The organism is Bradyrhizobium sp. USDA 3315 (genome assembly GCF_054056795.1).
Window position 1 is genome coordinate 496,112 of sequence record NZ_JBSRYP010000001.1, and the last position, 20,168, is coordinate 516,279.

Here is a 20,168-nt window from a genome sequence, read left to right on the forward strand (position 1 = left end):
ACTCGAAATGATGGTGCGGCAAGCGGCGCCGCCTCTCAGCGTGCGAGGCGATGCATTCAGGCGCGCGGCAACAGCCGGATGCGCTGCGCGCTACTTCTGCTTGGGCAGGAGGCCCTTCAGCTTTTCCATGTCCTTGACGTTCATCTTCATGCCGCCGGGCATGATGATGTCGCCGGCCTTCTGGTCGCTCTTGCAGGCGCCGAGCCATTTCGCCTCGATGGTCATCGTGGTGTCGCGCGAGCCGGCCGCGCCGCCCTCGGCATGGGAGGTGCTCTTCACCGTGTAGGCGGAATTAAAATCGCCGACGATCTCGGCATGGCTCTGCATCGTCATGCCGGCGACGCTGCAGACGCTGTCGCTGACATAGCCGGTCGCGGTCTTCTGGATATCCTGCTTCGAGCAGACTTCCTTGGCCATCGGCGAGGCCGCCGCGCTCATCTCCTTGTCGGTGGTCTCGTCGGTGCAGTGCTGCATGGTGATTTCGGGCATCGGCCCGCCGGTGCGCACCATCTTCATCTCCCACAGACCGGCCTTGCGGATCGGCAGGTCGACGGCACTTGCGGCGCCAGCGGACAGGACAAGGCACACAGCCGAACCAAGCAAGGCAAGCTGTCGGGTCATGCGGTCGGCTCCCGGCTGAACGATCGAAAGATCCGGTGCGCGCTCAGTAGAGCGTGCGCAGCGGCCTCTGGGCTGCGCCATAGGGCACCCAGCGACAGGCGAAAGAGATGTAGCCGCCCGGATAGTTCTGCATCGCAAGGAACTTAACCACCTTGCCGTAGGAGGCGCAGTGATCGACTGCGAGTTGCCGGGCGTCGCTCTGGGTCGCCAGCGTATAGGCGATGATACCGCCGGTATCATTGCCCTTGAACGGCGGTACCGGCTGCATCCAATCCGCCCGCGCCGGCACAACGGCCAGCATCCCGCAAACGGCAACCAGGCACGCGGCCAATTTCCTTCGCATCGCAGACTCCATTTCGCTTCGAGCCAACATAGAGTGCGCCGGCGACCGTGAAAAGAACGAGCCGGCTCCCCAAAGTGGACTTCTCCGCAGGTGTTGCCGCCCTGCACTTGACCTTGCCGGGGCTTCGCGGCACCGTCCGCGGCATCGGATAATCGGGTGGATTCCCATGCGCAACCTGTTCAACTCCCGCAATAAACTCGGCCGCAAGCTCGGCCTCGGCGCCGCACTCGTGGTCGGCCTGCTGGCTTTCGGGGGTACGGCCCAGGCCGCCAATCCGCTCGAAATGAACTTCTGGCTGTCCGGCCCGCGCTATGACGGCAATGTGGCCCCATGCGAGAAGGCCCTGACGGTCATCAGCACGCAATTCCAGGAAAAGGAAGCCACCTTCTGGAATTCGCCGCTCGTGATCACCGGCTTCAACGGGATTCACGAAACCGCCTTCCGCCCCTGGCAGTCCGACAATATCCCGCGCCGTTATTGCACGGGCGAGGCGATGCTGAGCGACGGCAAAGTGCGCAAGGTGCACTATTCGATCATCGAGGACGGCGGCTTTGCCAGCATCAATCAGGGCGTCGAATGGTGCGTCGCGGGGCTCGACCGCAACTGGACCTATAACCCGTCCTGCAAGGCCGCGCGGCCCTGATCTCCGACCAGATTGCTAAAGCAGGAGCCGCCGCCATTTGGACGGCGGCTTTTTGTTCTTGAAATGTTCTCGCAGCCTGCTAGGCTCTGGGCGGTCGAGTGAGGGAGCGTTTGATGCCTCGGTTGGACACGATTTCCCGATTTTTGATTTCGGTTGCCATTATTCTGTGCGGTGCGGTCGGGGCGTCGGCCCAGGATCGCCGCCAGAATGCGCCCGGTGAGTTCGATTTCTATGTGCTGTCGCTGTCGTGGTCGCCCTCGTTCTGCGAGGCGGCGAGCGAGCGCGGCAACAACGGCCGCGGCACGCAGGCGCAATGCGGCGGACGGCCCTATTCCTTCGTGGTACACGGCCTGTGGCCGCAATATGAGCGGGGCTTTCCGGAATACTGCCAGCGGCCCTCGCCGCGACTCGCCCGCAGCATCATGAGCTCGATGCTCGACCTGATGCCGGCGCCCGGGCTGATCTACAACGAGTGGGACAAGCACGGCACCTGCTCCGGTCTCGGCGAGCGCGCCTATTTCGAAGCCATCCGCAAGGCCCGCGCCACGGTGAAGATCCCCGAGGAATTCCTGCAATTGTCGGAGCCGAAGACGGTCGCGCCCGACGAGCTGGAGACGGCATTCATCAAGGTCAATCCGGGCCTCAGCAACTCCGCGATCTCGGTGACCTGCGACAGCAAGCGGCTCAGCGAGGTGCGGATCTGCCTCAGCAAGGATCTGCAATTCCGCTCCTGCGAGGAAATCGACCGCCGCGCCTGCCGCCGCGATCAGGTGCTGATGCCGCCGGTTCGCGGCGGCTGAAACTCTGGGTCATGGCCGGCAGACCCGCGCTGCGCGTCGTCGCGCAGCATGTCCCGGCCACCTGCGCCATCGCGAAACAAGCAAGATAAGGCGCAGATGCCCGGGAGCCGGCTACGCCAAGGCTTCGCCGAGCTCGGACGTTACCCCCGCCGAAGCTTTAGCGAAGGCCGGGACAAGCCCGGGCATGACGAGTACAACATGCGCACCCTTTGGGAGCGCAGCACGATCATCACATGAACTACCGTCACGCCTTTCATGCCGGCAGCTTTGCCGACGTCATCAAGCACATCGTGCTGGTGCGCATGCTCACCTATCTGCAGGACAAGCCGGCGCCGTTCCGCGTCATCGACACCCATGCCGGCGCCGGTCTCTATGATTTGACGTCGAGCGAAGCGCAGCGCGGCGGCGAATGGCTCACCGGCATCGCGCGGCTGATGCAGGCGCGGCTCTCCGACCAGGCATTGCCGCTGATCGCGCCCTATCTCGACATCGTCAGAGCATTCAATCCGAAAGGCGAGCTGAAAGCCTATCCTGGTTCGCCGTTGATCGCGCGGGCGCTGCTGCGTCCGCAAGATCGCCTCACCGCCTGCGAGATCGAACCGACGGCGCGCAAACAACTGATCGACGCGCTGCGACGCGACGCGCAAGCGCGCGTCGTCGATCTCGACGGCTGGATGGCGCTGCCCGCATTCGTGCCGCCGAACGAACGGCGCGGCCTGGTGCTGATCGATCCGCCGTTCGAAGCGAAGGACGAGTTCGAGCGGCTGGCCAGTGCTTTCACGGAAGCGTACGCGAAGTGGCCGACCGGCTCGTATCTTTTGTGGTACCCCGTAAAAACCCGGAGAGCCACCGATGAGCTAACGCGCAGTGTGGCTGCTGCAGCAGCAAGCAGCCGGCCCGCCGGCAAATGCCTGCGATTGGAATTCAGTGTGGCACCGCAAGAAGCAGGCGCAGGCCTCGTTTCCACAGGGCTTTTGCTGGTGAATCCGCCGTGGACGCTGGCGAATGAGTTGAAGATCATCCTGCCCGAACTCGAGAAGCCGCTCGGTCAAGGCGGCGCGGGACGCTTCAGACTCGAGACGCCTAAACCATGATCGACAACCTCCTACTGAAAAGTTCAATTTTGAGCATAGGCAATTTGCGCGGAACCGTATTATGCTCATCCTGTTACGACTGGCTTTACGTTCCGCTTCCGCGAATGGTTGCGGCGGAGTGACAAGGCCGAAATAAATCCAGGCAGACCGGCGGCGTGACGCCGGCCTGTTCAGGTGGCCAAGCTTCCGACAAGCGAATGTCGGTCAACCGCTACGCGGCGTGCGCGTAGCGGTGGAGCAATACGGGGGAGGAGTTTCCCGATGGCCATGACTGGGACAGTCAAGTTCTTCAACGGAGAGCGTGGCTACGGCTTCATCAAGCCTGATGATGGCGGCCGCGATGTGTTCGTTCACATCACAGCTGTCGAGCGTGCAGGATTGAAGGACCTGACTGAAGGACAACGCATTACGTTCGAGGTTGAGCCCGACAAGAAGGGCAAGGGCCCGAAGGCGGTCAACCTGGTGGTCTCATGACGAGCGCTCGCGATGCGCGGCTCGGAATGAACACCGAATGAGGCGTTGCGTGTGAGTTGGCTGCCGAGCGCGTGGCTGGCGCTCGCTGGATGACCACCTGCATGATGCGGACGCGACCGGCGGAGCCGCATATCCCACACGTGCGGCCCACCGATTGGATTCGCGCACGCCGCGGCGTGTACACGGCCGTGCGCGACGTTGAGATCATCAACACAAAGAAAAACCCGGCCGTGCACGGCGCGGCCGGGAGTTAATGGTCGACGTTTCTTGTTCTCAGAAGTGATAGTTGATGCCGGCGCGAACCAGGCTGAAGCTGTAGCCGTTCGACACGCCACCGGTGATCGTGAAATTGCTGTTGGCAAGGTCGACGTAGAGATACTCGATCTTGGCGCTCCAGTGCGGGGCAAAGCCCATTTCGGCGCCGGCACCGACGGTGAAGCCCGCATTGGTGTGGCTCTCCGTGATGCCGAACGTCTCGCCGCGCAGTTCGCCGAAGGCGAGACCGCCGGTCGCGTAGAACAGCACGTTGTTGACCGCATAGCCGGCGCGGCCGCGCACCGTGCCGAACCACGGGTTGGAGAACTTCCACGGCGCGAACCGGTCGTCGGCTGTGGTGCCCTGGATATCGGCCTCGATACCGAACACCCAGGGGGAGCCGTTCTGGAAGTTGTAGCCGGCCTGTACACCGCCGACGAAACCGGACGGCTTGGTCGGGTTGTTCTCCACCGAGCCCCAGCCATAGCCGACATTGCCGCCGAGATAGGGGCCGGCCCAGCTATAGGCATTGAGCGGCTGATAGACGGTATAGGGCGATCCGTAGTTGAGATCGGCCGACGCCGCCGAGGTCGTCCAGCCTGCAACGATCAGTGCCAGCGCACGCGCAACAAACCGGGGCATTGGTACTCTCCAGAACGCAACTGCCGCAGCCCGCCGGCCAGGGCCGGCGTGGTTACGGAATTCCACTTTTTTCGCTAAGGTTTATCGAGAGTTTTAAGTTAAAGGGCTGTTAAGCCCGGTTACCGGCCCGCTCATCAGTCTTAACAAGGTGTTACACACCCCTCCCGCATGCGCGCGGGGCCCCGGTAACCTCCTGCAATCGAGGTGCTTTTTGTTGGTGCCGTCAGCGCTGGCGACCGGTCGCCCAAGCACTTAGTTTACGGCCCATGGTTCACGATTCTCCCGAGCGCCCGACGCCGGCCCCCAAGGTTGACTCCAAGGCTGACCCCAAGCCACGGCGCGGTTCAAAGTCCGACCTGCCACAGGACGATCTGGCGCTCGATACAAGCGACGTCGATCCCGAAACCTCCGCCGCCGAGGAGGACGACGAGGCACGCCTGCCCGAGGCTTCGGAGGACGCCGCCGAGGCGGTCGCCGAGGGCACGCTCTCGGTCGGACATGCCGCGATCGAGAACGCGGTCCGCCTCGCCCCGACCTCGCCCGGCGTCTATCGCATGCTCAACGCCGCCAACGACGTGCTCTATGTCGGCAAGGCGAAGAACGTCAAAAAGCGGCTGTCGTCCTATGCGCGGGCCAACGCGCCGCTGCCGGCGCGCATCCTGCGTATGATCGCGGCGACCACGCAGGTCGAGATCGTCTCGACCATGACCGAGACCGAGGCGCTGCTGCTCGAAGCCAATCTGATCAAGCAGCTCCGTCCGCGCTTCAATGTGCAGCTGCGCGACGACAAGTCGTTTCCCTATATTCTGATCACCGGCGACCATTGGGCGCCGCAGATCCTCAAGCATCGCGGCGCGCAGTCGCGGCCCGGGCGCTATTTCGGCCCGTTCGCCAACGCAGGCGCGGTCAACCGCACCATCACGGCGCTGCAGCGCGCGTTCCTGATCCGCTCCTGCACCGACGGCTTCTTCGAAAGCCGCAGCCGGCCCTGCCTGCTCTATCAGATCAAGCGCTGCGCCGGTCCCTGCACGCGCGAGATCGACTTCCCCGGCTATAGCGAACTGGTGCGCGAGGCGACCGAATTCCTCTCCGGCCGCAGCCACGCCGTGAAGGAGCTGCTCGCGGCCGAGATGGAGAAGGCCTCCGGCGAGCTCGAGTTCGAAACCGCGGCGCTGTACCGCGACCGTCTCGCGGCGCTGTCGGCGATCCAGTCGCAGCAGGGCATCAATCCGCGCACGGTCGAAGAGGCCGATGTGTTCGCAATCCACCAGGAGGGCGGCTACTCCTGCGTCGAGGTGTTCTTCTTCCGCACCGGCCAGAACTGGGGCAACCGCGCCTATTTCCCGAAGGCCGAGAAGAGCTTCACGCCCGAGGAGGTGCTGTCCTCGTTCCTCGCGCAATTCTACGACGACAAGCCGCCGCCGAAGCTGATCCTGCTCTCGCACGAGATCGAGGAAAGCGCGTTGCTCGCCGACGCGCTGTCGGTCAAGGCCGGATCCAAGGTCGAGGTCACCGTGCCGAAGCGCGGCGAGAAGAAGGAGCTGATCGGCCACGCCCTCACCAACGCGCGCGAGGCGCTCGGCCGCAAGCTCGCCGATACCGCGACGCAAAGCCGGCTGCTGGAGGGCATGGTCAGCACGCTCGGCCTGCCGCACAGACCCAAGCGGATCGAGGTCTACGACAACAGCCACATCCAGGGCACCAACGCGGTCGGCGCGATGATCGTGGCGGGACCCGACGGGTTCATGAAGAACCAGTACCGCAAGTTCAACATCAAGTCCGAAGGGCTGACGCCGGGCGACGATTACGGAATGATGCGCGAGGTGCTGGAACGCCGCTTCAAGCGGTTGCTGAAGCCGCCGGAGGGCGAGGCCGCAGCCAAGACGAAAGCGGATGACGATTCGTTCCCGCAATGGCCCGACCTCGTCATCATCGACGGCGGCCGCGGCCAGCTCAACGCGGTCCGGGAGATCTTCCAGAATCTCGGGCTGACCGAGGTCTCGTTGATGGCAGTTGCCAAGGGTCCGGAGCGCGATGCCGGGCGCGAAACCCTGTTCATGCCCGACCGCGAGGCCATCAAGCTGGAGCCGCGGGACCCGGTGCTCTATTTCATCCAGCGGCTGCGCGACGAGGCCCATCGCTTCGTGATCGGCTCGCACCGCAAGCTGCGCAAGAAGGACATCCGCGAGGCCGGCCTGCAGGAGATCCCGGGCATCGGCCCGTCCCGCAAGCGTGCCTTGCTGCACCACTTCGGAACGCTCAAGGAGATCGAGCGGGCCTCGATCGCCGACCTCGGCAAGGTTCCCGGCGTCAGCGCCGAGAGCGCCCGCAAGATTTTCGAGTTTTTCCACGCCCAGCCGGGTTAAACCAAAGGCGAGTCATCAGGGCGTCGCCTGCGACAGGGCATCTAGGGCATGATGCGGAAAAGTGTGAGGCAGTTATCCGAAAAGATCATGCTTAAACAACGGGCTAAGGCGCTATGACGATGAAGCGCAATCTGGTCGCGCTTGACGCGTCCGCACGGTTGACCTTCTCGCTTCAGCGGTATTGGTAGAACGGATGAACATCGCCACGACCCGGGGACAGACCAAGACCATGTCCCTCCCGAATATCCTGACCTACGCCCGGATCGCCGCGATCCCGGTGGTGATCGGCTGCGTCTACTGGCAATCGATCCTGGACGGCCCGTTGTGGCTGCGCTGGGTGGCGCTGGCCGTGTTCATCGCGGCGGGGGTCACCGACTATCTCGACGGCTATTATGCCCGGATCTGGGACCAGCAGTCCGCCTTCGGCCGGATGCTCGATCCGATCGCCGACAAACTCCTGGTCGCCTCCAGCCTCTTGATGCTGGCCGCCGACAATTCGATCCATGGCTGGACGCTGTGGGCGGCGATCGTGATCCTGTGCCGCGAGATCCTGGTCTCGGGCCTGCGCGAATATCTCGCAGGGCTCAGGGTCAGCGTTCCCGTCACCAAGCTGGCGAAATGGAAGACGACGATCCAGCTGGTAGCGATCGGCTTTCTGATTGCCGGCGAAGCGGGCGAGCAGGTCTTCCCTGCCACCACCTTGATCGGCATCGTGTTGCTCTGGATGTCGGCGATCTTCACGATCTACACCGGCTGGGATTACTTCCGTGCCGGCATCCATCACCTCATCAAGGAGGATGAGGGATGAAGCTGAAATATTTCGCCTGGGTGCGTGAACGCATCGGCAAGGCCGAAGAGATCGTCGAGCCGCCGGCCGAGGTGCGCACCGTCGGCGAGCTGATCGGATGGCTTGCCGCGCGCGATGAAGCCTATGCCTATGCCTTCGAGAAGCCGACGGTGATCCGCGCCGCGATCGACCACGCCCATGTCAAATCGGACGCGGCGATCTCCGGCGCCCGCGAGATCGCGTTCTTTCCGCCGATGACCGGCGGGTAGGATAGCGTTTTCGAGCGAAGTGGGTACCGGTTCGCGTGAAGAAAACGCGTCAAGCAAAGAAGTCCACATGACCGTTGCAGCGACCATTCGTATCCAGCAAGCCGACTTCGACGTCGCGCAGGAGATCGCGGCCTTGAGCCGAGGCCGCACCGATGTCGGCGCGGTCGTCAGCTTCAGCGGCATCTGCCGCGGCAACGAACAGGGCGAGCCGATCGCGGCGCTGACGCTCGAACATTATCCGGGCATGGCGGAAGCAGAGATTGGACGCCACGCCGACGAGGCGCTGTCGCGCTGGCCGTTGCAGGGCCTCACCATCATCCATCGCTTCGGCCGCATCGCGCCGGGCGAGAACATCGTGCTGGTCGTGACCGCCTCGGCGCACCGGCAGGCCGCGTTCGAGGCCGCCGAGTTCCTGATGGACTATCTGAAGACCAGCGCACCGTTCTGGAAGCGCGAGGAAAGCACGCGCGGCGCGAGCTGGATCGAGGCGCAGGGCCATGACGACGCGGCCGCCGCGCGCTGGACCAAATCCTGATGGCCAAGCGCAGCAAAGTGCCGGCCAAACGCAGCCTCGCCGTGCCGAAAGCGCCGAAAGTCGGCGCCGGCGAGCTGCACACCCTGTTCGATTTCCTGCGCTATGCCGTGAGCCGCTTCAACGCGGCCAAGCTCGTGTTCGCGCACGGCACCACCGATCCGGTGGCCGAGGCCGCGTTCCTGATCTGCGAAACGCTGCACCTGCATCCCGACCAGTTCGAGAACTTTGCCACCGCGCGCGTCACGATTGCCGAGGGCAAGCAGATCCTCGACCTGATCGAGCGCCGGATCGCGACGCGGAAGCCGGCCGCCTATCTCGTCAACAAGGTCTATATGCGCGGCCTGCCGTTCTATGTCGACGAGCGCACCATCGTGCCGCGCTCCTTCGTCGGCGAATTGCTGGATTCGCATTTCGGCGGCGACGAGGACGGCACCTCGCTGATCGGCGATCCCGAAGAGGTCGAACGCGTGCTCGACCTCTGCACCGGCTCCGGTTGCCTTGCGATCCTGGCGGCCCGGCATTTCCCCAACGCCGCGGTCGATGCCGTCGATATTTCAAAGGACGCGCTCGAGGTCGCCGCGCGCAACGTCGCCGATCACGGCCTCGACCATCGCCTGACGCTGCATCGCGGCGACCTGTTCAAGCCGCTCGGCGACAACAGATACGATCTCATCATCTCGAACCCGCCCTATGTCGACGCCGAAGGCATGGCGGCGCTGCCGCGTGAGTGCCGTGCCGAGCCGAAGATCGCGTTCGACGGCGGCGCTGACGGGCTCGACATCGTACGTCGCCTGCTCGATGAGGCGAGGCAACATCTGACCCCGCAGGGCGGCCTGCTCTGCGAGATCGGCCGCGGCCGCGGCAATCTCGAGGCCGCCTACCCGAACCTGCCGCTGCTCTGGCTCGACACCGAGGACTCCGAGGGCGAGGTGTTCTGGATCGCTGCCGCGGACCTCTGACCGGCGTGCCGCCGCCGGCTCCGGCGATTTGCGGAGCCCGATCCGGGCGAAGCGAAAATCGTGTGCAGTTCCAGCCGGTTCCGAAGATCGCTGGCCCGTCGAATCAACAATGGTGCTAAGGTCGCGGTCCGGGGACGTTCGGACAGAGGGCGCGGGCGCGCGACATGATTCGCATTTCGACGATCTTCATCGCCATCTGCATGGTGCTGGTCGCAGCCTCGCTCGGCTTCGTGCTGTATTCGGTGGCAGGCATCAGCGGATCGGAATCGGCGATCGTGGCGCTCGCCGCCCTCACCTGCCTGATCCTCTACAATGCGGTCTCGATGCGGCTGCGTGACCGCAGCGACGTCGGCGGCCAGATCGCGGATCTGTCGCGCGGCACCGCCGACCTTGCCCGCCAGGTCGCCGAGTTCGGCCGCCGGCTGGCCGCGGTCGAAGGCCGCGTCGCCTCGGCCAACTCCTCTGGCGCCGACCGGATGCAGGGCATGGCCGGCGAGATCAGCGAGCTCGGCGGACTGGTGCGGCAGCTTGCGGCATCCGTCGCCCATCACGAGGACCTGCTGGCGGCGGCTCCGGCGGTGCAGCCGGTCGCGTCCCCGCGCGACGATGTGTTGCAACGGGTTGCGCCGGCGCCGACCGTCGTGGTTGCGCCTCCGCCGCCACCTGCGGCTCCGCCGGAGGTCTCGCGCAGCCAGACCCAGCTGATCGGCGCGATCAAGCAGGCCATCGACGAGAACCGCCTCGACATCTACCTGCAGCCGATGGTGACGCTGCCGCAGCGCAAGGTGCGCTACTACGAGGCGGTGACGCGGCTGCGCGACGAGCGCGACCAGGTGCTGGCCGCCGAGGATTTCATCGAGGCGGCCGAGGCCGGCGGCCTGATCGGCCGCATCGATCACATGGTGATGCTTCGCTGCGTCCAGGTGCTGCGCCGCCTGATGATCCGCAGCAAGGATGTCGGCGTGTTCTGCAACGTCTCGGCGGCGACGCTGTCAAACCCGGCGCATTTCACCCAGTGTCTCGACTTCCTCGAGGCCAACCGCGCGCTGGCGCCGTCCTTCGTGCTCGAGTTCAAGCAGGCGACCTTCCGCAATCTCGGCCCGACCGAGAGCGAGAACCTCGCGGCGCTGGCGCAGCGCGGTTACCGGTTCTCGATCGACCATGTCAGCGACCTTCGCCTCGAGCCGCGCGAGCTCGCCGATCGCGGCGTCCGCTTCATCAAGGTGCCGGCGGCGCTGCTGCTTGACGCCAAGCAGATCGCGAGCACCGATATCCATCCTTCGGATCTGTCCGACCTGCTCGGCCGCTACGGCATCGACCTGATCGCCGAACGGATCGAGGGCGAACGCTCGGTGGTCGACCTGCTCGACTACGATGTCCGGTTCGGCCAGGGGTTCCTGTTCGCGCCGCCGCGGCCGTTGCGGCCGGAGGGGGCATCTGCTACCGCCGAGACTCCACAGACCAACCCCCAGGATCTTAATGGCGCCAGCACTTCAACCCCTGTCTCCAGCCCCGCAGCTCCGCCGCGCGCAACCGGCAGCGCCGCGCTGGCGCGCCGCGCCCTCGGTCCAAATTAGCCGGCAATTCGCATCATGACCTCACTGCGTTTCGTGGAGCAGCTGCGCGACCTCGTCGGCGGCGTCGATGTGGTGCTGTCGGATATCTGGGGCGTCGTGCACAACGGGCTCGAGTCCTTTCCCGAGGCCTGCGAGGCCCTGCACACCTTCCGCCAGCAGGGCGGCACGGTCATCCTGATCACCAACGCGCCGCGGCCGGCCGATTCCGTGCAGCGACAACTGCGCAAGCTCGGCGTCGCCGACGAGACCTATGATGCGATCGTCTCCTCGGGTGACCTGACGCGCCACTTCGTGGCCGATCATCCGGGCCAGAAGATCTTCTGGATCGGCCCGGAGCGCGACAGCTCGATCCACCGCGGCCTCGACGCCACGCTGGTGCCGCTGGAGCAGGCCGACTACATCATCTGCACCGGCCTGTTCGACGACGAGACCGAGTCGGCCGAAGATTATCGCGACACGCTGCTGAAGGCGCTCGAGCGCAAGCTCACGCTGGTCTGCGCCAATCCCGATATCGTGGTCGAGCGCGGCGACCGGCTGATCTACTGCGCCGGCGCGGTCGCCGAACTCTATCGCGAGCTCGGCGGCGAGGTGATCTTCTACGGCAAGCCGCACCGGCCGATCTATGAGCGCGCCATGGCTCTGGCCGCCGAGCGCCGCGGGCGTCCGACCGAGCTCAGCCGGGTGCTCGCGATCGGCGATTCCGTGCGCACCGATCTCACCGGCGCCCTTGGCTTCGGCATCGATCTGTTGTTCGTCACCCGCGGCATCCATTCCGAAGAGTTCGAGGGCATCGAGCAGCTCGATGCAGCCTCGATCAAGGAATTGTTCGGCCATCCGCCGCGCGCGCTGATGCGCGAGCTGAAGTGGTAGCCAAAAAGTCGTCGGACTCCCTCGCCCCGCTCTTGTGCGGCGTCGAGACGAGCAAAGCTCGCTCTTGGTTGGGGTGAGGGGCTGCCTCCCCAAGCGCTGGATGCCGAGAGACCTGTACCCCCTCACCCGGATTGCATCTCTCGATGCAATCCGACCTCTCCCCGCAAGCGGGGCGAGGTAAAGGGGCGCGCTGCCAAAATATCGAAAACAACCCCATGCAAAGTAGCCCATGGCGCCCGGTGTTCGACCAGGCGCCTGTCCGTAGCGGGTGAAGATGTCGTGTTTTTGTAGCTCGTGATCTGTCGCCTTCGTTTCTGATTTGCAGGGGAGCCGGAAGGCGGGGACGGCTTTCCCTGATTGATCATGCCACGGCTGTTGTGGCGGTTTTAGCCCTGTGGGTGAGTTTCTTTGTTCGACTTGAAGCCCGTTTCTCCGTCCCGACCCGCGCTGTCTCGACGGCGGCGCGCGCAGGAGCGGTCAAGGACGCGCGCTTGCGCGCCCGCCAGGGCTTGTCCTTGACGGTTCCGAGCACGCCGCCAGGCTGAAGCGCGTCGGGGCTGATCTGCTGTCCGTCAGGCGCAAACCTCGCCAATCGATGCGGTCCAAGGAACACGCTGACGGTGCCATCGGGATACTCATGTAGGCGCACCACAGCCTTGACGAAGTGAGGTCTGAGCCGGCTCTCCGGCAGCTGCAGCCGCCGACCGTTCCATGCAACGGTATTGTCGTTGGCGACGGTTCGCTCCTCGATCACGCACAGCGCCTCGCGCCAGGCCTCATGCCGGTCGGCCACGAATGCCGAGCCTTCCTGTTCGGGCTTGATCGCAAACGCGGCGTTGTGCCCGGGGATGTAATGCGCCTTCAGCCACGCGTTGGCAGCCTCAACCGTCGTGATCCCGGCAAGCCGCAGCTCCTTCGGCAGCCGGTCCTGCAAGGTGCCGAACACCCGCTCGGAGCGCCCGCGCGCCTGCGGCGAATAGGCTGCGATATGCTCGATCCCAAGATGCGACAAAGCCCGTCCCACCTGGGTTTGTTGCGTCTTCGAGATCTTCTCGCCAGCTTTTGGGGTCAGGAAATAATGGCTGCCGCGGTCGGTGTAGAGCGCGCAGAACAGGCCATGCTCGCCAATCACTTCGCGCAAGGCCTGGAAGGTCGAGGCCGTTCCTTCTTCCTCGACCAGCACCATCGAGTAGATCTCGCTCGTCGCATCGTCCATCGTGACGATCAGGTCCCTCGCGGGCAGGCCTTCGATCCAAACGTGGCGCGATCCGTCCTGGTGCAGCAGCATGCCCCGAAGCGGCCGCCGCGGCCGCTTCTTGCGGTGCGCCGAACGCTTCGGAGCCTTCCGCACCAGCCCTGCCGCGTGCAGCGCCAGCTTCGTCACCGTATAGCCCAGCACATAATCATGCCGCTTTTGCATCTGCTCGTGGAAGTGCTTCACCGTGAAGTCCGCGTACTTGTCCCGGTACAGCGCAAGCATTCGTTCCAGTTCCTCCTCCGGCGCCCGCCGTGGCGAACGACGCCCCAGCCGGCGGTCGACCAGCCCGTCGTCGCCCTCCGCCTCATAGCGCTCCGCCCAGCGTTGAAACGTCCGAACACTGATCCCAAGAACCTCCGATGCTGCCTCCTGCGTCAGTTCCTTCGCCTCCGTCCGATCCAGCAAATCTGAAAACCGCATCCGTCGTACACCCTCGTGAATGGATGCCGTGCCCATCGCGCCCCCTTTGTTCCGGAGCACCGAAAACACGACACTTCACGAGCTACAAACAGGCGACAGATCACGAGCTACTGACAGTGTTCGACCAGGCGCCTTGACACGTCGGGCAACTCAGCGATATTCTTCTAGTATTCCGAAATCATGCCGCCCCCTTCGTCCCGCAAGCGGGGCGGGGTGAAGGGAAGCGTGATCAAATGCAAATGCCCGGGACAAGCCCGGGCATGACGTGAATTTCAATCGATGGGATGGACGGGCGTGTTACGCGGTGGCCATGTCCGGGAACACCGCCTCGATCTTGGTCTTCAGCGTGGCCGCATTGAACGGCTTGACGATGTAGTTGTTCACGCCGGCCTTCTTGGCCGCGATTACGTTCTCGGTCTTGGATTCCGCCGTGATCATGATGAAGGGCGTGGTCGCGAGGTTGGGATCGGCGCGGACTTCCTTGAGCAGGTCGTAGCCGGTCATCGGCTCCATGTTCCAGTCGGAAATCACCAGGCCATACTTCTTGCCGCGCATCTTGTTCAGCGCTGCGGAGCCGTCGGAGGCATCGTCGATATTTTCAAATCCAAGCTGCTTGAGAAGATTCCGGATGATGCGGATCATGGTGCTGTAATCATCAACCACCAGAACCGGCATGGACAAATCAACCGCCATCTTTCCCCCCAAAACACAAACGCAACTTGGCTTCTGCACAAACGCAGCTTTCCGCCAACGACTAACAGCAGCCGTTAAACAGCGCGTTAACCGGCTGAATCCGGATTGTTACGGATTTGACGCGATTTTCGTTAGCCTTGACTTCCACGCCGCCGCCGCGTCACGGTCCGGCCCGCACCAATCATGCTTAAGAATCCTTGAAGAATACCGCTCATGAGCACCGGCTTTACCGTTATCCGCGACAACACCCCCGCAAGCGCCATTCCGAAAGGCGCCGTGGTCGCGATGGGGAATTTCGATGGCGTCCATCTCGGTCACCGCGCCGTGATCGGCGCGGCGCTTGCGATGGGCAGAGCACGCGGCGTGCCCGCGCTTGCCGTGACCTTCGAGCCGCATCCGCGCAGCTTCTTCAGCCCGAACACCCCGCAATTCCGTCTCACGGACGAGACCAACAAGCTGCGGCTGCTCGCGGCCACCGGGCTCGCCGGTGCCGTCGTGATGACGTTCGACAAGGCGCGCGCCGGGACCTCGGCACAGGATTTCATTCACCATGACCTGATCGGCCGGCTCGGCATCAGCGGGATCGCAGTCGGTTACGACTTCCATTTCGGCAAGGGCCGGGTGGGCTCCCCGAGCCTCCTGGTCAGCGAAGCGCCGCGGCTCGGCATCGAGGTCGATGTGCAGGCCCATGTCGACATCGAGGAACGTCCGGTTTCCTCCAGTGCCATCCGCATGGCGCTCGCCGAGGGCGAGATCGCGGATGCGACCACGATGCTGGGCGGACCGTGGTTCGTCACCGGCAAGGTGGTCCACGGCGAGAAGCGCGGCCGAGATCTCGGTTACCCCACCGCCAATATCCGCCTCGACAAGCATTGCGGCTTGAAGCACGGCATCTACGCGGTGCGGGTCGGCAAGGGCTCGCAACGGTTCGACGGTGTCGCAAGCTTCGGGCGCCGGCCGACCTTCGACAACGGCGCGCCGCTGCTCGAGGTGTTCCTGTTCGACTTCAAGGGCGATCTGTACGACGCGGTCCTTGATGTCGCATTCATCGGTTTCATTCGCGAAGAGCTGAAATTCGACACCATCGAGGCGTTGATACGCCAGATGGATGACGACAGCGCCAAGGCGCGCGCGGTGCTGGCCGCGGCGCCCGACGCGTTCCCGCAGCTCGGAGTGATTGGTTGAACCGGACTGAAAAGCAAAAAATGCTGGCGGGCGAGCTGTATCGCCCGGATGCAGAGCTCGCCGCCGAGCATACAGCGGCGGAACAATGGATGGCACGCTACAATGCGTCGGGCGCATCGTCCGCGGCCGAGTTGCACGCGCTGCTCGGCGAGCGCTTCCGCAAGGTCGGCAGGGATGCCGTGATCCGCCCGCCGTTCTTCTGCGATTACGGCAGCAATATCAGCCTCGGCGACGGCGTGTTCCTCAACTTCAATTGCGTCATCCTCGACGTCGTCGAGGTCGCGATCGGCGATCGGACCCAGATCGGACCCGCGGTGCAGATCTATACCGCCGACCACCCGCGCGATGCCGAAACCCGCCGCGCCGGGCTGGAATTCGGCCGCCCGATCCGGATCGGCAGCGACGTCTGGATCGGCGGGGGGGCCATCATTCTGCCCGGCATCACGATCGGCGACGGCGCCCTGGTCGGGGCCGGCAGCGTGGTCACACGGAACGTCGCCCCCGGCGCGATCGTGGCGGGAAATCCGGCCCGGGCACGGCCGGCCTGAACCGCGCCATGCGCGGCCCTGCGAGCCACCGGGGGCTTTGCGATTTCCCCGTCCGGCTGCTATGGAAACCCCATGTTTTCGCGGCGCATCATACGGATTAGCGGCCCGGCTTCCGCCTGAGCCTGAAGGCTCGGCGCAAGACCGGGACTTCGCCGTTTCACCCGCGATTGATCGCGTATCCGCGCCCGCACCTGCCAAATCAGAGCTTTCATGTCCGACAAGCCGCAAAAGATCGACGCCCAAAAGACTGACGTTAGGGACTATTCCAAGACCCTTTACCTGCCGCAGACGGATTTCCCGATGCGCGCCGGCCTGCCCCAGCGCGAGCCGGAAATCCTGAAATACTGGAACGACATCGGCCTCTACGACAAGCTCCGCCGGGAAGCCGAGGGCCGCGCCAAATTCGTGCTGCATGACGGCCCGCCCTACGCCAACGGCAACATCCATATCGGGCACGCGCTGAACAAGATCCTCAAGGACGTCGTGACCAAGAGCCAGCAGATGCTCGGCTTCGACTCCAACTACGTGCCGGGCTGGGACTGCCACGGCCTGCCGATCGAATGGAAGATCGAGGAGGAGAACTACCGCTCCAAGGGCAAGCAGAAGCCCGATTTCCGCGACTCGGCGGCGATGGTCGCGTTCCGCAAGGAATGCCGTGCCTATGCGACGCACTGGATCAACGTGCAGCGCGAGGAGTTCAAGCGGCTCGGCATCATCGGCGACTGGGACCATCCCTACCAGACGATGAGCTATCCGGCCGAGGCCCAGATCGCCCGCGAGCTGATGAAGTTCGCCGCCAACGGCACGCTCTATCGCGGCTCGAAGCCGGTGATGTGGAGCGTGGTCGAGAAGACCGCGCTTGCCGAAGCCGAGGTCGAATACGAGGACTACACCTCCGACATGGTGTGGGTGAAATTCCCGGTCACCTCGCCGGCGCATGGCGCGCTGGCCAATGCCTCGGTCGTGATCTGGACCACCACGCCGTGGACGCTGCCCGGCAACCGCGCCATTTCGTTCTCGCCGAAGATCGCCTATGGCCTCTACAAGGTGACGGACGCGCCGGCGGACAATTGGGCCAAGACCGGCGATCTCCTGATCCTGGCCGACGCACTTGCCGCCGAGGTGTTCAAGCAGGCCCGCGTCACGTCCTATGAGAAGGTCCGCGATATTCCCGGCGACACGCTGGACGCGGTGGAATGCGCCCATCCGCTGCGCGGCTTCGGTGGCGGCTACGAATTCATCGTGCCGCTGCTCGCCGGCGAGCATGTCACCGACGACACCGGCACCGGCTTCGTGCACACCGCGCCGAGCCACGGCCGCGAGGACTTCGACGTCTGGACGGCCAACACCCGCGAGCTCGATGCGCGCGGCATCCCGACCGCGATCCCGTATACGGTCGACGAGAACGGCGCCTACACCGCACAGGCGCCGGGCTTCACCGGCAAACGCGTGCTCAACGACAAGGGCGAGAAGGGCGATGCCAACGAGGCCGTGATCAAGGCGCTGATCGAGGCCGGCAGGCTGCTCGCGCGCGGCCGCCTCAAGCACCAGTATCCGCATTCCTGGCGTTCCAAGAAGCCGGTGATCTTTCGCAACACACCGCAATGGTTTATCGCGATGGATAAGCCTATCACAGCGAAACTCCTTCCTGAACTTCCGGCATCGCGGGTCGACGACGTAGACTTTGTTGATGACGAACCTGTTTTGGACACGATTCGAAACCGAGCACTAATTGCTATCGGTGAAACGAAGTGGGTTCCTGAAGCGGGCCGCAATCGCATCAACGGCATGATTGAAAATCGCCCCGACTGGGTGATCTCGCGGCAGCGCGCCTGGGGCGTGCCGATCGCCGTGTTCGTGCGCGAGAACAGCGACGGCTCGGCCGAGATCCTGCAGGACGAGGTGGTCAACCAGCGCATCACCGAAGCGTTTATGGAGGAAGGCGCCGACGCCTGGTACATGGACGGCGCCCGCGAGCGCTTCCTCGGGTCCCGCGCGTCCGAGAACTGGAAGAAGGTCGACGACATCTGCGACGTCTGGTTCGATTCCGGCTCCACGCATGCCTTCGTGCTGGAAGACCGCCAGAACTTCCCGCAGCTCGGCAACATCGTCCGCAAGGTCGATGGCGGCAACGACACCGTGATGTATCTCGAAGGCAGCGACCAGCATCGCGGCTGGTTCCACTCGTCGCTCTTGGAAAGCGCCGGCACGCGCGGCCGCGCGCCTTATGACATCGTGCTGACCCACGGCTTCACGCTCGACGAGAACGGCCGCAAGATGTCGAAGTCGCTCGGCAACACCGTCGAACCGCAGAAGGTGATCAAGGATTCCGGCGCGGATATCCTGCGCCTGTGGGTGTGCGCCACCGACTATGCCGACGACCAGCGCATCGGCCCGGAGATCCTCAAGAACACCATCGAGACCTATCGCAAGCTACGCAACTCGATCCGCTGGATGCTCGGCACGCTGCATCATTTCAAGCCGAGCGAGAAGGTCGCCTTTGCCGAGATGCCCGAGCTCGAGCGGCTGATGCTGCACGAGCTCGCCGGCCACACCGAGACCATCCGCAAGGCCTATGCCGACTTCGACTACAAGACCGTGGTCGCAAGCCTCGCGGCCTTCATGAACTCCGAGCTGTCGGCGTTCTACTTCGACATCCGCAAGGACACGCTGTATTGCGATCCGCCGTCCTCGGTGGCGCGCAAGGCGGCGCTGACCACGATCGATCTGCTCTGCGACGCGATACTGAAATGGCTGGCGCCGATCCTCAGCTTCACCACCGACGAAGCCTGGCGGATGTATCGGCCGAACGCCGAGCCTTCGGTGCATCTCACGTTGTTCCCTGAAGGTCTCGAGCAGTTCCGCGACGACGCGCTTGCCGCGAAGTGGGAAACGGTCCGCAACGTCCGCCGCGTCGTCACCGGCGCGCTCGAGCTCGAACGCGCCGCCAAGCGGATCGGCTCCTCGCTCGAGGCATCGCCGGTGATCTACGTCGCCGACAGGGAGATGCTGGCCACGCTGTTCGACATCGATCTCGCCGAAGTCTGCATCACTTCGAACTATGAGGTGCGCAAGGGCGAGGCGCCGGCCACAGCCTTCCGCCTCGATGCCGTGCCTGGAGTTGCTGTCGTGGTCGAGAAGGCGGTCGGCACCAAATGCGCCCGTTCGTGGAAGATTCTGCCGACGGTGGGCGAGGACCCCGAATATCCCGACGTCTCGCCGCGCGACGCGCAAGCGCTGCGCGAATGGAAGGCGCTGGAGGTCTCGGCTTGAGCTCGCCCGTTCGCGCCGGTGTGCTTGCGGCGGTGATCACCCTGATCGCCGACCAGGCCTCCAAGCTCTGGCTGCTCCATGTCCTCGACATCGTGCATCACGCCCCGGTGCGGGTGACGCCGTTCTTCGACCTGGTGCTGGCCTGGAATCCAGGGATCAGTTTCGGCTGGTTCCAGAGCGAGACCCCGGCGGCCCAGATCCTGCTGATGGTGATCAAGGCCGCGGCCGTGATCGCGCTGGCGATCTGGATGGCGCGGTCGCGGACCTGGCTCGCGACGGTGTCGCTCGGCCTGATCATCGGCGGTGCCATCGGGAACGGCATCGACCGTTTCGCCTATGGCGCGGTGGTCGATTTTGCCCTGCTTCATGCCGAGATCGGGGGAAAAACCTTCAATTGGTACATCTTCAACCTCGCCGACGTAGCCATCGTTGCTGGCGTGGCAGCCCTATTGTATGATTCCGTGGTGGGGACCCCCGCCGTAAAAGCGCCCTGATCCCGGCCGATACGAGCCGGTCAGCGGTCGACACCTGCTCAAGCGGAACTGTGCCTAAGCCA

General features: G+C 64.3%; 20 protein-coding genes. 15 read left to right on the forward strand and 5 right to left on the reverse strand.

Annotation, left to right across the window (positions count from 1 at the left end):
- Positions 1-90 precede the first annotated feature (90 nt).
- Positions 91-621 (reverse strand): DUF3617 domain-containing protein, encoded by a 531-nt coding sequence (locus ACVIYL_RS02150; protein ID WP_018269802.1) that lies wholly within the window; start codon positions 619-621, stop codon positions 91-93.
- A 43-nt stretch (positions 622-664) separates the two neighbouring features.
- Positions 665-964, reverse strand: coding sequence for a hypothetical protein (locus tag ACVIYL_RS02155; RefSeq protein ID WP_028341043.1), 300 nt, complete (start codon positions 962-964; stop codon positions 665-667).
- 166 nt (positions 965-1,130) lie between these two features.
- On the opposite strand from ACVIYL_RS02155, the gene ACVIYL_RS02160 reads away from it, so the two are divergent.
- From ACVIYL_RS02160 to ACVIYL_RS02175, 4 genes are all read left to right on the forward strand, one after another.
- Positions 1,131-1,607, forward strand: a complete 477-nt coding sequence (locus tag ACVIYL_RS02160; RefSeq protein WP_057016620.1) for a hypothetical protein — start codon at positions 1,131-1,133, stop codon at positions 1,605-1,607.
- Between the two features lie 113 nt (positions 1,608-1,720).
- Positions 1,721-2,407 (forward strand): ribonuclease T2 family protein, encoded by a 687-nt coding sequence (locus ACVIYL_RS02165; protein WP_057016621.1) that lies wholly within the window; start codon positions 1,721-1,723, stop codon positions 2,405-2,407.
- 233 nt (positions 2,408-2,640) lie between these two features.
- Positions 2,641-3,501, forward strand: coding sequence for a 23S rRNA (adenine(2030)-N(6))-methyltransferase RlmJ (locus ACVIYL_RS02170; RefSeq protein WP_057016622.1), 861 nt, complete (start codon positions 2,641-2,643; stop codon positions 3,499-3,501).
- Between the two features lie 261 nt (positions 3,502-3,762).
- A complete protein-coding gene (locus ACVIYL_RS02175) occupies positions 3,763-3,975 on the forward strand; it encodes a cold-shock protein (RefSeq protein ID WP_016844477.1) in 213 nt (70 codons plus the stop codon).
- A gap of 273 nt (positions 3,976-4,248) precedes the next feature.
- Here the strand turns inward: ACVIYL_RS02175 and ACVIYL_RS02180 are convergent, their stop codons facing one another.
- Positions 4,249-4,872 (reverse strand): outer membrane protein, encoded by a 624-nt coding sequence (locus ACVIYL_RS02180; RefSeq protein ID WP_253604218.1) that lies wholly within the window; start codon positions 4,870-4,872, stop codon positions 4,249-4,251.
- Between the two features lie 266 nt (positions 4,873-5,138).
- On the opposite strand from ACVIYL_RS02180, the gene uvrC reads away from it, so the two are divergent.
- The 7 genes from uvrC to ACVIYL_RS02215 all read left to right on the forward strand — a co-directional run bounded on the left by uvrC (position 5,139) and on the right by ACVIYL_RS02215 (position 12,235).
- Positions 5,139-7,238: an excinuclease ABC subunit UvrC gene (gene uvrC, locus ACVIYL_RS02185; RefSeq protein ID WP_456777608.1), complete on the forward strand. Its 2,100-nt coding sequence runs from the start codon at positions 5,139-5,141 to the stop codon at positions 7,236-7,238.
- A gap of 193 nt (positions 7,239-7,431) precedes the next feature.
- Positions 7,432-8,046, forward strand: coding sequence for a CDP-diacylglycerol--glycerol-3-phosphate 3-phosphatidyltransferase (gene pgsA / locus ACVIYL_RS02190; RefSeq protein ID WP_028333075.1), 615 nt, complete (start codon positions 7,432-7,434; stop codon positions 8,044-8,046).
- A complete protein-coding gene (moaD, locus tag ACVIYL_RS02195) occupies positions 8,043-8,294 on the forward strand; it encodes a molybdopterin converting factor subunit 1 (protein WP_456777609.1) in 252 nt (83 codons plus the stop codon). The genes pgsA and moaD overlap by 4 nt, the downstream gene beginning before the upstream one ends.
- Before the next feature lie 67 nt (positions 8,295-8,361).
- Positions 8,362-8,829: a molybdenum cofactor biosynthesis protein MoaE gene (locus ACVIYL_RS02200; protein WP_456777610.1), complete on the forward strand. Its 468-nt coding sequence runs from the start codon at positions 8,362-8,364 to the stop codon at positions 8,827-8,829.
- On the forward strand, positions 8,829-9,788 hold the full coding sequence (gene prmB, locus ACVIYL_RS02205; protein WP_456777611.1) for a 50S ribosomal protein L3 N(5)-glutamine methyltransferase: 960 nt from the start codon (positions 8,829-8,831) through the stop codon (positions 9,786-9,788). The genes ACVIYL_RS02200 and prmB overlap by 1 nt, the downstream gene beginning before the upstream one ends.
- 164 nt (positions 9,789-9,952) lie before the next feature.
- Complete coding sequence (locus ACVIYL_RS02210; protein ID WP_456777612.1) at positions 9,953-11,365, forward strand: EAL domain-containing protein; 1,413 nt, start codon at positions 9,953-9,955, stop codon at positions 11,363-11,365.
- A gap of 15 nt (positions 11,366-11,380) precedes the next feature.
- Positions 11,381-12,235, forward strand: coding sequence for a TIGR01459 family HAD-type hydrolase (locus tag ACVIYL_RS02215; protein ID WP_456777613.1), 855 nt, complete (start codon positions 11,381-11,383; stop codon positions 12,233-12,235).
- A 361-nt stretch (positions 12,236-12,596) separates the two neighbouring features.
- Here ACVIYL_RS02215 and ACVIYL_RS02220 read toward each other — a convergent pair whose 3' ends face one another.
- Both ACVIYL_RS02220 and ACVIYL_RS02225 read right to left on the reverse strand, forming a co-directional pair.
- Positions 12,597-13,913 (reverse strand): ISNCY family transposase, encoded by a 1,317-nt coding sequence (locus ACVIYL_RS02220; protein ID WP_456777614.1) that lies wholly within the window; start codon positions 13,911-13,913, stop codon positions 12,597-12,599.
- A 297-nt stretch (positions 13,914-14,210) separates the two neighbouring features.
- A complete protein-coding gene (locus tag ACVIYL_RS02225; RefSeq protein WP_016844467.1) occupies positions 14,211-14,606 on the reverse strand; it encodes a response regulator in 396 nt (131 codons plus the stop codon).
- 213 nt (positions 14,607-14,819) lie between these two features.
- On the opposite strand from ACVIYL_RS02225, the gene ACVIYL_RS02230 reads away from it, so the two are divergent.
- The 4 genes from ACVIYL_RS02230 (at position 14,820) to lspA (ending at position 20,106) form a co-directional block, all read left to right on the forward strand.
- Entirely contained in the window at positions 14,820-15,791 is a 972-nt protein-coding gene (locus tag ACVIYL_RS02230; RefSeq protein WP_310879661.1) for a bifunctional riboflavin kinase/FAD synthetase, read from the forward strand.
- Complete coding sequence (locus ACVIYL_RS02235) at positions 15,788-16,339, forward strand: sugar O-acetyltransferase (RefSeq protein WP_168856566.1); 552 nt, start codon at positions 15,788-15,790, stop codon at positions 16,337-16,339. The genes ACVIYL_RS02230 and ACVIYL_RS02235 overlap by 4 nt, the downstream gene beginning before the upstream one ends.
- A 210-nt stretch (positions 16,340-16,549) precedes the next feature.
- Complete coding sequence (gene ileS, locus ACVIYL_RS02240) at positions 16,550-19,612, forward strand: isoleucine--tRNA ligase (protein ID WP_456777615.1); 3,063 nt, start codon at positions 16,550-16,552, stop codon at positions 19,610-19,612.
- Positions 19,585-20,106, forward strand: a complete 522-nt coding sequence (gene lspA / locus ACVIYL_RS02245; RefSeq protein ID WP_456777616.1) for a signal peptidase II — start codon at positions 19,585-19,587, stop codon at positions 20,104-20,106. Before ileS ends, lspA begins: the two co-directional genes overlap by 28 nt.
- Positions 20,107-20,168 lie beyond the last annotated feature (62 nt).

Coding starts and splice junctions, on each gene's coding strand:
- ACVIYL_RS02230 (WP_310879661.1), top strand. CDS start 14,820: ATGAGCACCGGCTTTACCGTTATCCGCGACAACACCCCCGCAAGCGCC.
- ACVIYL_RS02160 (WP_057016620.1), top strand. CDS start 1,131: ATGCGCAACCTGTTCAACTCCCGCAATAAACTCGGCCGCAAGCTCGGC.
- ACVIYL_RS02155 (WP_028341043.1), bottom strand. CDS start 964: ATGCGAAGGAAATTGGCCGCGTGCCTGGTTGCCGTTTGCGGGATGCTG.
- lspA (WP_456777616.1), top strand. CDS start 19,585: ATGGAAGGCGCTGGAGGTCTCGGCTTGAGCTCGCCCGTTCGCGCCGGT.
- ACVIYL_RS02150 (WP_018269802.1), bottom strand. CDS start 621: ATGACCCGACAGCTTGCCTTGCTTGGTTCGGCTGTGTGCCTTGTCCTG.
- ACVIYL_RS02170 (WP_057016622.1), top strand. CDS start 2,641: ATGAACTACCGTCACGCCTTTCATGCCGGCAGCTTTGCCGACGTCATC.
- ACVIYL_RS02165 (WP_057016621.1), top strand. CDS start 1,721: ATGCCTCGGTTGGACACGATTTCCCGATTTTTGATTTCGGTTGCCATT.
- ACVIYL_RS02180 (WP_253604218.1), bottom strand. CDS start 4,872: ATGCCCCGGTTTGTTGCGCGTGCGCTGGCACTGATCGTTGCAGGCTGG.
- ileS (WP_456777615.1), top strand. CDS start 16,550: ATGTCCGACAAGCCGCAAAAGATCGACGCCCAAAAGACTGACGTTAGG.
- ACVIYL_RS02200 (WP_456777610.1), top strand. CDS start 8,362: ATGACCGTTGCAGCGACCATTCGTATCCAGCAAGCCGACTTCGACGTC.
- ACVIYL_RS02175 (WP_016844477.1), top strand. CDS start 3,763: ATGGCCATGACTGGGACAGTCAAGTTCTTCAACGGAGAGCGTGGCTAC.
- ACVIYL_RS02215 (WP_456777613.1), top strand. CDS start 11,381: ATGACCTCACTGCGTTTCGTGGAGCAGCTGCGCGACCTCGTCGGCGGC.
- pgsA (WP_028333075.1), top strand. CDS start 7,432: ATGAACATCGCCACGACCCGGGGACAGACCAAGACCATGTCCCTCCCG.
- ACVIYL_RS02210 (WP_456777612.1), top strand. CDS start 9,953: ATGATTCGCATTTCGACGATCTTCATCGCCATCTGCATGGTGCTGGTC.
- ACVIYL_RS02220 (WP_456777614.1), bottom strand. CDS start 13,913: ATGCGGTTTTCAGATTTGCTGGATCGGACGGAGGCGAAGGAACTGACG.
- moaD (WP_456777609.1), top strand. CDS start 8,043: ATGAAGCTGAAATATTTCGCCTGGGTGCGTGAACGCATCGGCAAGGCC.
- ACVIYL_RS02225 (WP_016844467.1), bottom strand. CDS start 14,606: ATGGCGGTTGATTTGTCCATGCCGGTTCTGGTGGTTGATGATTACAGC.
- prmB (WP_456777611.1), top strand. CDS start 8,829: ATGGCCAAGCGCAGCAAAGTGCCGGCCAAACGCAGCCTCGCCGTGCCG.
- uvrC (WP_456777608.1), top strand. CDS start 5,139: ATGGTTCACGATTCTCCCGAGCGCCCGACGCCGGCCCCCAAGGTTGAC.